The organism is Nocardioides rotundus, assembly GCF_019931675.1.
Taxonomy (GTDB): domain Bacteria; phylum Actinomycetota; class Actinomycetes; order Propionibacteriales; family Nocardioidaceae; genus Nocardioides; species Nocardioides rotundus.
Genome location: NZ_CP082922.1, coordinates 2,291,216 through 2,303,922, shown reverse-complemented (window position 1 = coordinate 2,303,922; position 12,707 = coordinate 2,291,216). Strand labels below are relative to the sequence as shown.

Annotated in this window: 11 protein-coding genes and 1 tRNA gene; 11 read left to right on the top strand and 1 reads right to left on the bottom strand. The window is 72.4% G+C overall.

The genetic code is table 11. From position 1 onward, the window contains the following. Positions 1-155: 155 nt before the first annotated feature. Positions 156-228: transfer RNA gene (locus K8W59_RS11415), tRNA-Arg, on the bottom strand. Positions 229-310: 82 nt separating this feature from the next. Between K8W59_RS11415 and argS the strand changes: the two genes are divergently transcribed. The 11 genes from argS (at position 311) to K8W59_RS11360 (ending at position 12,678) form a co-directional block, all read left to right on the top strand. After that, positions 311-1,993 (top strand): arginine--tRNA ligase, encoded by a 1,683-nt coding sequence (gene argS, locus K8W59_RS11410; RefSeq protein ID WP_223393919.1) that lies wholly within the window; start codon positions 311-313, stop codon positions 1,991-1,993. Between the two features lie 6 nt (positions 1,994-1,999). After that, complete coding sequence (gene lysA / locus K8W59_RS11405) at positions 2,000-3,427, top strand: diaminopimelate decarboxylase (protein WP_223393917.1); 1,428 nt, start codon at positions 2,000-2,002, stop codon at positions 3,425-3,427. Continuing rightward, a complete protein-coding gene (locus K8W59_RS11400) occupies positions 3,420-4,739 on the top strand; it encodes a homoserine dehydrogenase (RefSeq protein ID WP_223393915.1) in 1,320 nt (439 codons plus the stop codon). Before lysA ends, K8W59_RS11400 begins: the two co-directional genes overlap by 8 nt. Positions 4,740-4,786: 47 nt before the next feature. Then, entirely contained in the window at positions 4,787-5,797 is a 1,011-nt protein-coding gene (gene thrC / locus K8W59_RS11395; RefSeq protein ID WP_223399790.1) for a threonine synthase, read from the top strand. Continuing rightward, positions 5,794-6,708 carry a homoserine kinase gene (gene thrB, locus K8W59_RS11390; protein WP_223393913.1) on the top strand — a complete coding sequence of 305 codons (915 nt, stop codon included), beginning with the start codon at positions 5,794-5,796 and terminating at the stop codon, positions 6,706-6,708. Before thrC ends, thrB begins: the two co-directional genes overlap by 4 nt. A 159-nt stretch (positions 6,709-6,867) precedes the next feature. Next, positions 6,868-8,538, top strand: a complete 1,671-nt coding sequence (gene rho, locus K8W59_RS11385; RefSeq protein ID WP_223393911.1) for a transcription termination factor Rho — start codon at positions 6,868-6,870, stop codon at positions 8,536-8,538. Positions 8,539-8,660: 122 nt separating this feature from the next. Beyond that, a complete protein-coding gene (gene rpmE / locus K8W59_RS11380) occupies positions 8,661-8,882 on the top strand; it encodes a 50S ribosomal protein L31 (RefSeq protein ID WP_223393909.1) in 222 nt (73 codons plus the stop codon). Positions 8,883-8,891: 9 nt separating this feature from the next. After that, positions 8,892-9,965, top strand: a complete 1,074-nt coding sequence (gene prfA, locus K8W59_RS11375) for a peptide chain release factor 1 (protein WP_223393907.1) — start codon at positions 8,892-8,894, stop codon at positions 9,963-9,965. Further along, positions 9,962-10,804, top strand: a complete 843-nt coding sequence (prmC, locus tag K8W59_RS11370) for a peptide chain release factor N(5)-glutamine methyltransferase (protein WP_223393905.1) — start codon at positions 9,962-9,964, stop codon at positions 10,802-10,804. Before prfA ends, prmC begins: the two co-directional genes overlap by 4 nt. A gap of 5 nt (positions 10,805-10,809) precedes the next feature. Next, a complete protein-coding gene (locus K8W59_RS11365; RefSeq protein WP_223393903.1) occupies positions 10,810-11,502 on the top strand; it encodes an L-threonylcarbamoyladenylate synthase in 693 nt (230 codons plus the stop codon). Next, complete coding sequence (locus tag K8W59_RS11360) at positions 11,503-12,678, top strand: glycosyltransferase family 4 protein (protein WP_223393901.1); 1,176 nt, start codon at positions 11,503-11,505, stop codon at positions 12,676-12,678. It begins immediately after the preceding gene. The last annotated feature ends 29 nt before the right edge of the window (positions 12,679-12,707 follow it).

Genomic DNA, 12,707 nt, shown 5'->3' with positions numbered 1-12,707 from the left:
GTCGCCTCTTTCGACGGTGAGACTCGGCGGTTCCAGCGCCAAGGCTAGTCCCACGCCGGTCGAAATGCCCACGCCGGAGGGCGGATGTCCGCGGCTTGTAGCCAAGGGCACACCGAAGGGTGATCACCGAGCGCCGGATCCGGCGTGACGAAGGGCGCCTCCGGCAGGATTCGAACCTGCGACACCTGGTACCGGAAACCAGTGCTCTATCCCCTGAGCTACGGAGGCATGCGCCGCCAGCGACGCGACGGGAAGCCTAACGGTTGATACGGGCGTGAGCGAAACCGGTGGGCGCGGATACGCTTGCGTGGTGAATCCCGAGCAGCTCTCCAGCACCATCCGCGGCGTCCTCGCCGACCTCGTGGCCTCCGACGAGGTCGTGCTGGCCGACGGCGTTCCGGAGACGGTGACGGTCGAGCGCCCGCGGCAGAAGGAGCACGGCGACTACGCCACGAACATCGCGCTCCAGCTGGGCAAGAAGGCCGGGATGCCGCCCCGCGACTTCGCCACGCTGCTCGCCAAGCGGCTGCAGGAGGCCGACGGGATCGCCGGCGTGGACGTGGCCGGCCCCGGCTTCCTCAACGTGACGGTGGCCGCTGCCGCGCAGGGCCAGGTGGCCGCCGACGTCGTCGCCGCGGGAGCGGCGTACGGCACCAACGACACCCTCGCCGGGACGAACATCAACGTGGAGTTCATCTCCGCCAACCCGACCGGCCCGCTGCACCTGGGCCACACCCGGTGGGCGGTCGTGGGCGACGCGATGGCTCGGGTGCTCGAGGCCGCGGGCGCAGGGGTGGCGCGGGAGTTCTACATCAACGACCGCGGCAACCAGATGGACCTCTTCGGCGCCTCGGTGGAGGCGCGGGCGTTCGGTGAGCCGGTGCCGAAGGACGGCTACCAGGGCGCCTACATCGCCGACCTGGCCGAGCAGGTCGTGGCGCAGCAGCCGGAGCTGAAGGAGATGCCGGCGGGCGAGGAGCGGACCGCGGCCTTCCGCGAGGCGGCGTACGCCGTCCAGCTCGCCCAGCAGCAGGCCCAGCTCGAGCGCTTCCACACCGTCTTCGACGTGTGGTTCTCCGAGCGGGCCCTGCACGAGGACGGCGACCGGTCGGTGACCGAGACGCTCAAGGGACTCAAGGCCCAGGGGCACGTCTACGAGGAGGACGGTGCGGTGTGGATGCGCACCACCGACTTCGGCGACGACAAGGACCGGGTGCTGATCCGCTCCAACGGCGCGCTCACCTACTTCGCCTCCGACACCGCCTACTACCTCGACAAGCGCTCGCGCGGCTTCGACCGCTGCGTCTACCTCCTCGGCGCCGACCACCACGGGTACGTCGGCCGGCTGCGGGCGATGGCCGCCTGCGCCGGCGACGACCCCGAGCAGACGCTGGAGGTGCTGATCGGCCAGCTGGTCAAGATCATGCGCGGCGAGGAGGAGGTGCGGCTCTCCAAGCGGGCCGGCAACATCGTCACGCTCGAGGAGCTGATGGACGAGATCGGCGTGGACGCCCTGCGCTACTCCCTGGCCCGCTACCCGGCCGACAGTCCGCTGGTGCTCGACATCGACCTGATCACCCGGCAGTCCAACGAGAACCCCGTCTACTACGTGCAGTACGCCCACGCGCGGACCTGCCGGATGGTGGAGAACGCGACCGCGCTGGGGATGTCGGTCCCGTCGGCAGACGACTTCGACCCCGAGCTGCTGAGCCACCCCCGGGAGGGCGAGCTCCTTCGGGCGCTGGCGGAGTACCCCCGCGTGGTCGCGGCCGCCGCTGAGCTGCGGCACCCGCACCGGATCGCCCGCTACCTGGAGGACACCGCCTCGGTGTTCAACAAGTGGTACGACACCCGGGAGCTGCGGATGCTGCCGCAGGGCGACGAGCCGGCCGGGCCGGTCAACGAGGCGCGGCTGATGCTCGTGGTCGCGACCCGGACCGTGCTGGCCAACGGGCTCGGGCTGCTCGGCGTCACCGCCCCCGAGAGGATGTAGCGCCCCATGCCCACCTCGCACCCCTCGGGCTGGGCGCACGCGGACGGGGCCCTCCGGGGGCCCTCGTGGCTGCGCCCGCCCGATGACGCCAACCGCCTCGTCCCGCACCTGTGGTCGACCACCGCGGACAAGGACGGGACCGGCGACCTCAGCGTGGGCGGCGTACGCCTGCCCGACCTGGTCGCGAACGTGAACACCCCCGCCTTCGTGCTGGACGAGGCCGACTTCCGTGCCCGCGCCCGGGCCTTCCGCGACGCCTTCGCGCCCGCGCAGGTCTTCTACGCCGGCAAGGCGTTCCTGTGCACCACCGTCGTCCGGTGGCTGGTGGAGGAGGGGCTGAGCCTGGACGTGTGCTCCGACGGCGAGCTCACCGTCGCCCTGCGCGGCGGCATGGACCCGGCCCGGATCGGCTACCACGGCAACAACAAGTCCCACCCCGCGCTGCGGCGGGCCGTGCACGCCGGAGTGGGCCGAATCATCGTGGACTCCTTCGCCGAGATCGACCGGCTGGCCGAGATCGCCCGGGAGGTGCCGGCCGAGGAGTCCGGACGTGGGATCGGGGTGATGGTGCGCGTCACCGCGGGCGTCGAGGCGCACACGCACGAGTACATCGCCACCGCGCACGAGGACCAGAAGTTCGGCTTCTCGATCAGCTCCGGCGACGCCCTGGAGGCGGTACGGCGGATCCACGGGACCCCCGGCCTGGAGCTGCTCGGTCTGCACTCCCACATCGGCTCGCAGATCTTCGACACCTCCGGCTTCGAGGTGGCCGCCCGCCGGGTCCTGGCCCTGCACGCCCAGGTCGCCGACGAGGTGGGCGTCTCGATGCCCGAGCTGGACCTCGGGGGCGGCTTCGGAATCGCCTACACCACCCAGGACGACCCCGCCGACCCCGCGCAGCTGGCGGCCGAGATGAGCAAGATCGTCGAGCACGAGTGCCGGGCCCTCGGGGTGGCGGAGCCGGCGCTGTCCATCGAGCCGGGTCGGGCGATCGTCGGGCCGGCGATGTGCACGGTCTACACCGTCGGTACGGTCAAGGAGGTGGAGCTGGACGGCGGAGCCCGCCGCACCTACGTCTCCGTCGACGGCGGGATGAGCGACAACATCCGCACCGCGCTCTACGACTCCGACTACTCCTGCACCCTGGCCGGCCGGCGGTCCGAGGCCGCGCCGGTGCTCTCCCGCGTGGTCGGGATGCACTGCGAGGCCGGGGACGTGGTCGTGCGCGACGAGTTCCTGCCCGGTGACGTGCGGCCCGGTGATCTACTGGCGGTGCCGGGCACCGGTGCCTACTGCCGGTCGATGGCCTCGAACTACAACCACGTCCTCCGCCCGCCGGTGATCGCGGTGCGGGACGGTGATGCGCGCGTCATCGTCCGGCGAGAGACTGTGGACGACCTGCTGGCGACCGATGTGGGAGCGATGGATGAGTGACGAGGGCGGCGACAAGCCGCTGAAGGTGGCGGTGCTGGGCTGCGGCTCGGTGGGCTCCCAGGTGGTGCGGCTGCTGACCGAGCAGTCCGACGACCTGGCCGCCCGCGTGGGTGCGCCGGTCGAGCTCGCCGGGGTCGCCGTACGCCGTCTGGACGCGCAGCGCGAGGTCGAGGTGCCCGCCGGCCTCCTCACCACCGACGCCGCCGGTCTGGCCGGGCGGGAGGACGTCGACATCGTGGTGGAGGTGATCGGGGGGATCGAGCCCGCCCGCTCGCTGATCCTGACCGCGCTCGAGGGCGGCGCCTCGGTGGTGACCGCCAACAAGGCGCTGCTCGCCGAGGACGGCCCGACCCTGTTCGAGGCCGCGGCGAAGGCGGGGCGGGACCTGGACTACGAGGCCGCCGTCGCCGGCGCGATCCCGATCCTGCGCCCTCTGCGCGAGTCGCTGGCCGGCGATCGGGTCACGCGGGTGCTGGGCATCGTCAACGGCACCACCAACTACATCCTGGACAAGATGGACAGCCAGGGCGCCGGCTACGACGAGACACTGGCGGAGGCACAGGAGCTCGGCTACGCCGAGGCCGATCCCACCGCCGACGTCGAGGGCTTCGACGCCGCCGCCAAGTGCGCCATCCTGGCCAGCCTCGCCTTCCACTCCCGGGTGACGGCCGCCGACGTGCACCGCGAGGGCATCGCCGACGTCACCGCCGCCGACGTGCAGTCGGCCAAGGACATGGGCTGCGTCGTCAAGCTGCTCTCGATCGCCGAGCTGCGCACCGACCCGGACGGCACCGAGGCCGTCTCGGTGCGGGTGCACCCGGCGATGATCCCGCGCTCCCACCCGCTGGCCAGCGTGCGCGGTGCCTTCAACGCCGTCTTCGTCGAGACCGACGCTGCCGGGCAGCTGATGTTCTACGGCCCCGGCGCCGGTGGCTCGCCCACCGCATCCGCGGTCATGGGCGACCTCGTCACGGTGGCCCGCAACCGGCTCTCGGAGACCCGCGGGGCGGGCGAGTCCGCCTATGCCGACCGGGCCGTGCTGCCGATGGGCGAGACCCGCACCCGCTACCACGTCGCGATCGACGTCGACGACCGCGCGGGCGTGCTCGCCGCGGTCGCGCAGGCCTTCGCCCGGCACGACGTCTCGATCCAGACCGTGCGACAGGAGGGCCGCGACGAGGAGGCCCAGCTGGTTGTCGTCTCGCACGCCGCCTCCGATGCGGCGCTCGCGGCGACGGTGGAGGAGCTGCGCACCATGGACACGGTGCGCGAGGTGACCTCGGTGATGCGCGTGGAAGGTGGCGAGGAGTGAGCGGCTGGCGCGGCGTCCTGGAGGAGTACGGCGACCTGCTGGACCTGATGCCCGACGGGCTGGAGCCGGTGACCCTGCGCGAGGGCGGCACCCCGCTGGTGCACTCGGAGTGGCTCTCCGGGCTGACCGGCGCCCAGGTGCACCTGAAGGTGGAGGGCGGCAACCCGACCGGCTCCTTCAAGGACCGGGGCATGACGGCCGCGATCTCGGTGGCCCGGCACGAGGGCGCGAAGGCGGTCGTGTGCGCGTCGACCGGCAACACCAGCGCCTCCATGGCGGCCTACGCCGCGAAGGCCGGCCTCCGCCCGCTCGTGTTGATCCCGGAGGGCAAGATCGCCGCGGGCAAGATGGCCCAGGCGATCGTGCACGGCTCGCAGGTGATCATGGTGCGCGGCAACTTCGACCACTGCCTGGCGATGGCCAAGCAGCTGGCGTGGGACTACCCGGTCGCCCTGGTCAACTCGGTGAACCCGGTGCGCCTGCAGGGGCAGAAGAGCGCCGCCTTCGAGGTCTGCGACTTCCTCGGCGACGCCCCCGACTACCACCTGCTGCCCGTCGGCAACGCCGGCAACATCTCGGCGTACTGGATGGGCTACGAGCAGTACGTCGACCTCGGCCGCGCCTCCAAGCGCCCGGTGATGCGGGGCTTCCAGGCGGAGGGCGCGGCCCCGATGGTGACCGGCGAGCCCTTCGACGACCCCGAGACGGTCGCCACGGCGATCCGGATCGGCAACCCCGCGAGCTGGAAGCTGGCCGAGGCTGCGGCGCAGGAGTCCGGCGGTCGGTTCGCCGCGGTCTCCGACGCGCAGATCCTCGCCGCCCAGGGTGAGCTGGCCCGGCGCGACGGCGTCTTCGTCGAGCCCGCCTCCGCCGCCGGGATCGCCGGCCTGCTGGCCGAGCTCGCCGCGGGCGAGGAGTACACCGGGAAGACGGTGGTGATCACGGTGACCGGCAACGGGCTCAAGGACACCGCGACCGCGCTCGAGGGCGTGGGCGACATCGTGGACACCGTCATCGACGTGGACGTCGACGCTGCTGCGAAGGCCGCCGGCCTGTGACCACCTTCGTCGACGGGACGGTCCGGCTGACCGTCCCGGCCACCTCGGCCAACCTCGGGCCCGGCTACGACTCCCTGGGGATGGCGCTGGAGCTGCGCGACTCGCTGGCCGCGCGCATCACCGAGGGCGGGCTGAGCATCGAGGTGCGGGGTGAGGGGCGCGGCGCCGTACCGCTGGACGAGTCCCATCTGGTGGTGCGCGCCATGCGGATCGGCTTCGAGGCGCTGGGCGCCCAGCCGCCCGGGATCGCGCTGCAGTGCACGAACGTGATCCCGCACGGCCGGGGGCTCGGGTCGTCCTCCGCGGCGATCGTCGCCGGGCTCTCGCTGGCCAGAGCGCTGGTGGCCGGCGGCAGCCTCGTGGTCGACGACGAGGCGCTGCTCACGATCGCCTGCGACATCGAGGGGCATCCCGACAACGTCGCACCGGCACTGCTCGGCGGCTTCGTGGTCGCGGGCAAGGAGCGGGGGGAGTGGTACGCCGTCCGGACGGGCGTGGACCCCCGGGTGCGGGTGATGGCGTTCGTGCCCGAGAGCATCCTGCCCACCGAGGTCGCGCGCGGCCTGATCCCCGCGATGGTCCCGCATGCGGAGGCCGCGACGAACGCCGGTCGTGCCGCCCTGTTGGTGGCGGCGCTCGGCGGGCGTCCCGAGCACCTCTTCGCGGCGACCCACGACTTCCTGCACCAGGAGTACAGGCGGTCGGCGATGCCCGAGTCGCTGGAGCTGATGGACGCGCTGCGGGCCGAGGGCGTCCCGGCGCTGATCTCCGGTGCCGGACCCACGGTGCTCGCCTTCTGCGACGCCGGCCTCGAGGGGCCCGGCACGCCGGCGGCCCTGGGCACCCGGGTGCCCCGGGGCTGGGCCGCCCACCACCTCGAGGTGGCCGCCGAGGGCGTCCGGATCGGCTGAGGGCGGCGTCCTGCTACTGTGAGCGCGCGCCAGTCGGCGTACGGCATCCCCTCCATGGATGCGCCCTCGGATCCGGCTCTCTGGCCGGCAAGGGAGGGCAACCCGGAACCGATCGCCCGGCGGAGACGCCGTGGCACGACGAGCTGAGAAGGACCACTCGTGACGGAATCCTCCGACACCGCCCCCGCTGCTGCCGGAGCGCAGAAGAAGCGACCGGGCAGCCTCAACGCCATGCTGGTCGCCGACCTGCGTGCGATGGCGGGTGCGCTGGGCATCTCCGGCACCGCGGGCATGAAGAAGCCGCAGCTGGTCCAGGCGATCCGCGCGGTCCAGAACGAGCACGCGGCCTCGAAGACCCAGGACCAGCCCGCGCAGCAGGGCCAGCGTGACCGCGGCCAGCAGGGCAAGAAGGACAAGCCCCAGCAGGACAAGCAGCAGGACAAGCAGCAGGACAAGGGCCAGCAGGGCCAGCAGCGGCAGAAGTCCAACCAGGGCGGCCAGCAGAGCAAGAACAAGCAGCAGGACCGGGGCCAGCAGGACAAGCAGCCGGACAAGGCTGCGCAGGACAAGGGGCAGGACAAGGGCCAGGAGAAGTTAAAGGACACCCAGCAGGACGACGGCGACGAGGGCAGCCGCCGCAACCGCCGGCGCCGCGGGCGCGACCGCAACCGCAGCGGGCTGCGCAACGAGCCCGACACCCAGATCCTCGAGGACGACGTCCTGGTCCCGGCCGCGGGGATCCTCGATGTGCTGGACAACTACGCGTTCGTGCGCACCAGCGGCTACCTGGCCGGCGCCGAGGACGTCTATCTCTCCCTGTCCATGGTCCGCAAGTACGGCCTGCGCCGCGGCGACGCCGTCGTGGGCCAGGTGCGGCAGCCTCGCGAGGGGGAGCGGCGGGAGAAGTTCAACCCGATGGTCCGCATCGACAGCGTCAACGGCGCCGAGCCCGACACCGCGCGTGAGCGCGTCGACTTCGGCGACATGACCCCGCTGCACCCGAGCGAGCGGATCCGGCTGGAGACCGGAGCCGACGACGTCGCCGGCCGGGTCATCGACCTGGTCGCGCCGATCGGCAAGGGCCAGCGCGGCCTGGTGATCTCCCCGGCACGGGCCGGGCGGACCCAGGTCCTGCACTCCCTGGCGGAGTCGATCAGCGCCAACCACCCCGAGTGCCATCTCATGGTGGTGCTGGTGGACGAGCGGCCCGAGGAGGTCACCGACTACCAGCGCTCGGTCAAGGGCGAGGTGATCGCCTCGACCTTCGACCGGCCGGCGGGGGACCACACGGCGATCGCCGAGCTGGCGATCGACCGGGCCCGGCGCCTGGTCGAGCTGGGGCACGACGTCGTGGTGCTGGTCGACGGCATCACCCGCCTGGGCCGCGCCTACAACCTGACCGCGCCCGCCAACGGCCGGACGCTCGCGGCCGGTGTGGACGCCAACGCGCTCTACCACCCGAAGCGGTTCTTCGGCAGCGCCCGGGCGCTCGAGGGCGGTGGGTCGCTCACCATCATCGCGACCGCCACCGTGGACAGCGGCTCCCCGGTCGACGAGCTGATCTTCGAGGAGATCCGCGACACCGCGAACATGGAGCTCTGGCTGCGCAGCGACGCCGCGGAGATGGGGCTCTTCCCGGCCGTCGACCTGGCCCGCTCCGGCACCCGCCACGAGGACCAGCTGCGGGCGGCCGCCGAGGTCCCGGTGGTCCGGACGCTGCGTCGCCGGGCTGCCGGCGAGGACGGTGCGGGGCAGCTGGAGCAGCTGCTCGACGCCGTACGCCAGACCTCCGGGAACGAGGCCCTGGTCGCCCGGCTTCCCCGCGGCTGAGCGCCCTCGCGCCGGGGAATGCCGCGATTCGTCGTGGCGTTGACCCGACTGGCAGAATCACGCAATGGTTCCGGTTCACGTCGCGACTCCCGCGGCGACCCGGCGACCCGAGAGAGGACACCATGAAGAAGGACATCCACCCGAACTACGGGAACACCGAGGTGCGCTGCACCTGCGGTAACACGTTCACCACCCGCAGCACCGCCGAGAGCGGCGTCATCAACGCCGACGTCTGCTCGCAGTGCCACCCCTTCTACACCGGCAAGCAGAAGATCCTCGACACCGGTGGTCGCGTGGCCCGCTTCGAGGCCCGCTACGCGAAGAAGGCTGCGGAGAAGAAGTAACCCCGCCCCATGTTCGACGCTGTCGAGGGGCTCAGGCGCGAGCATGCGGAGCTGGAGGGCCGGCTGGCCGACCCCGCGGTGCATGCGGACCAGCAGCTGGCCAAGCGCCTGAACCAGCGGTACGCCGAGCTGTCCGCCATCGTCGACTCCTGGTCGCAGTGGCGGCAGCTCGGCGACGACGCTGAGGCTGCGCGCGAGCTGTCCCGCGAGGACCCGGCCTTCGCCGAGGAGGCGGAGTCGCTGGACGCCCGGCGTGAGGCCGCCGCCGAGAGGCTGCGCCGCCAGCTGGTGCCGCGCGACCCCGCCGACGCCAAGGACGCGCTGCTGGAGATCAAGTCCGGCGAGGGCGGCGAGGAGTCGGCGCTGTTCGCCGGCGACCTGCTGCGCATGTACACCCGGTACGCCGAGCAGCGCGGGTGGAGCGTCGAGGTGCTGGACTCCACGCCGTCGGACCTGGGCGGCTACAAGTCGGTGACCGCCGCGGTCAAGGCGCGTGGCACCAGCGAGCCGGGACAGGCGCCGTACGCCCTGCTCAAGTTCGAGGGCGGCGTGCACCGGGTCCAGCGGGTGCCGGTCACCGAGTCCCAGGGGCGCGTGCACACGTCGGCCGCCGGCGTGATGGTGATGCCGGAGGCCGAGCAGATCGACGTGCAGATCGACGAGAACGACCTGCGCATCGACGTCTACCGGTCGTCCGGCCCCGGCGGCCAGAGCGTCAACACCACCGACTCCGCCGTCCGCATCACCCACCTGCCCAGCGGCATCGTGGTGAGCTGTCAGAACGAGAAGTCGCAGCTGCAGAACCGTGAGCAGGCGCTCCGGATCCTGCGCGCCCGGCTGCTGCAGGCCGCCCAGGACGCCGCGGACGCCGAGGCCAGCGAGGCGCGGCGCAGCCAGGTGCGGACGGTGGATCGCTCCGAGCGGATCCGCACCTACAACTTCCCGGAGAACCGGATCTCCGACCACCGCACCGGATACAAGGCGCACAACCTGGACCAGGTGCTCGACGGGGGCCTGGAGCCGGTGCTGGAGTCCTGCGTCGAGGCCGACCTCGCGTCCCGCCTCGAGGCGCTGGAGCAGTGACGGAGGTCCGGCGGCTGCTGGCCGTGGCGTCGGCCCGCCTCCGCGCGGCCGGGGTGGGCTCCCCGGAGCACGACGCCGCCGAGCTGCTCGCCCATGTCCTGGGCACCACCCGCGCCGGCCTGGTCGTGGCGGGCGACCCGAGCGCCGAGCAGGAGCGGGAGTACGACGCCCTGGTCGCTCGCCGGGCCGCGCGCGAGCCACTCCAGCACCTCACGGGCGTGGTGGGGTTCCGGCACGTCGAGCTGGCGGTCGGACCCGGCGTGTTCGTGCCGCGTCCGGAGACCGAGCTGCTGGCGGGGTGGGCGATCGAGCGGGCCCGGGACCTGGCCGCCCCGGTGGTGGTCGACCTCGGCACCGGCTCGGGCGCGATCGCCCGGGCGGTGCTGGACGAGGTGCCGCACGCGCGCGTGCACGCGACCGAGCTGGACGAGGACGCCCTGGCCTGGGCGCGCCGCAACCTCGAGGGGACCGGCGCCGACGTGAGACACGGGGACCTCGCCCACGCGTTCCCCGACCTCGACGGGTCGGTCGACGTCGTCGTCTCGAACCCGCCGTACATCCCGCTCGAGGCCTGGGAGTCGGTGGCGCCCGAGGCCCGCGACCACGACCCGCACCTGGCCCTGTTCAGTGGGGAGGACGGCCTGGATGCGATGCGCGTGCTGGAGCGCACGGCCGCACGGCTGCTGCGGCCCGGGGGAGTGGTGGGCGCCGAGCACGCCGACGTGCAGGGCGCGTCGGCTCCGGCCGTCTTCGCCTCCGCGGGCCGGTGGCGCGACATCGCCGACCACCGAGACCTCGCGGGTCGACCGCGCTTCGTGACGGCGAGGCTGGCACGATGACCGGCGTGAGCGAGATCTGGTCCACCACCTCTGAGGAGGAGCGGGAGGAAGCCGTCGCTGCGGCCGCGCAGGCCGTACGTCGCGGCCGGCTGGTCGTCCTCCCGACCGACACCGTCTACGGCATCGGGGCCGACGCCTTCGACCCGGCCGCGGTGCGCGCGCTCCTGAAGGCGAAGGGTCGCGGGCGCGACATGCCCCCGCCGGTGCTCATCTCCGCGGCCTCGACCGTGAACGCGCTCGTCGTGGACCTCGCCGAGTACGCTCGCGCGCTGACCGAGCGGTTCTGGCCGGGGGCCCTGACGCTCGTCGGTCGTCAGCAGCAGTCCCTGCAGTGGGACCTGGGGGACACCCGCGGGACCGTCGCGGTGCGGATGCCCGACGACGCCCTGGCCCTGGAGCTGCTGGAGCGCACCGGGCCGCTCGCGGTGAGCTCGGCGAACGCCACCGGCGAGCCCGCGGCCACCACGGCCGAGGAGGCGCAGCGGCAGCTCGGCGACTCGGTCAGCGTCTACGTCGATGGTGGGGCGTCTCCGGGCGGGGAGCCCTCGACGATCCTCGATATGACCGGCGACCGGCCGCGGGTGCTGCGTCTCGGCGCGATCTCGGTCGCCGAGCTCAACGAGGTGCTGGATCCGTTGGGTGCCTCGATCGCCGACGAGCAGCCGCCCGACGACCGGCCCACCGACCTGGAGGAGTAGGTGCGGGAGTATCTGCTGGTCTTCCTGGTCGCCGCCGCGACGACGTACCTGCTCACCGTCATCGCGCGGGAGATCGCGATCCGCACTGGTGCCACGGCTGCGGTCCGCGACCGCGACGTGCACGACGAGCCGATCCCCTACCTCGGCGGGCTGGCGATGCTGGGCGGGCTGGTCGCGGCCTACCTGGTCGCCACGCAGCTGCCCTTCCTCTCGCTGGATCCCTCCGTACACAAGACCGCGGGCACGGTGGTGGTCGCGGGTGCCCTGATCTGCGGTGTCGGGGTCCTCGACGACATCTTCGAGCTGGATGCGCTCACCAAGTTCGGCGGCCAGCTCGTCGCGGCCGGCTACCTGGTGATCAACAACATCCAGTACGCCTTCTTCATCACCCCCAGCGGCAGCCAGCTCTCGTTGGACGCGCTGCAGGGCGGTCTGCTGACCGTGCTGATCGTGGTGGCCACCGTCAATGCGGTGAACTTCATCGACGGACTGGACGGTCTCGCCGCCGGCGTGATCGGTGTCGGCGCCGTGGCGTTCTTCCTCTACTGCTACCAGCTCTCGGCGATCAACCATGTGAGCCTGGCGACCACCGGTGCGCTGCTGGCCGCGGCGCTCGCGGGCGCGTGCGCGGGGTTCCTGCCGCACAACTTCTACCCGGCCCGGCTCTTCATGGGGGACTCGGGCTCGATGCTGCTCGGGCTGGTGCTCGCCGCGAGCGCGATCACCCTCACCAGCAGGTTCCCGGCGACCGACCTGGACGGCGGCGCGTCGCTCACCTCGAGCTTCCTGCCGATCTACCTGCTGCCGGCGCTCCTGCCGATCTCCATCCTGATCGTCCCGCTGGCCGACCTGGTGCTCGCCGTGGTCCGGCGCACCCGGGCCGGGCGGAGCCCCTTCGCCCCGGACAAGCAGCACCTGCACCATCGGATGCTGGAGATCGGGCACTCCCATCGCAGGGCGGTGCTGATCATGTGGGCCTGGGCCGGGATGATCGGCTTCGGCATCGTCCTGGTCAGCCTCTACTCCGGACCCCGGATGTGGGTGACCCTGACCGCCATGGTCGTGCTGACCCTGGGGGCGACGTTCGTGCTCCCGGTGCTGCAGAAGCCCTCCCTGCCGGAGGCGCTACAGCCGCCGGAGCCGGGGGAGCGGGAGTCGGATTCGCCCGCGCCGTGACGCTTGTGATAGTTTTCACGAGCGCTCCC

Coding starts and splice junctions, on each gene's coding strand:
- lysA (WP_223393917.1), top strand. CDS start 2,000: ATGCCCACCTCGCACCCCTCGGGCTGGGCGCACGCGGACGGGGCCCTC.
- K8W59_RS11400 (WP_223393915.1), top strand. CDS start 3,420: ATGAGTGACGAGGGCGGCGACAAGCCGCTGAAGGTGGCGGTGCTGGGC.
- thrC (WP_223399790.1), top strand. CDS start 4,787: ATGCCCGACGGGCTGGAGCCGGTGACCCTGCGCGAGGGCGGCACCCCG.
- rpmE (WP_223393909.1), top strand. CDS start 8,661: ATGAAGAAGGACATCCACCCGAACTACGGGAACACCGAGGTGCGCTGC.
- prfA (WP_223393907.1), top strand. CDS start 8,892: ATGTTCGACGCTGTCGAGGGGCTCAGGCGCGAGCATGCGGAGCTGGAG.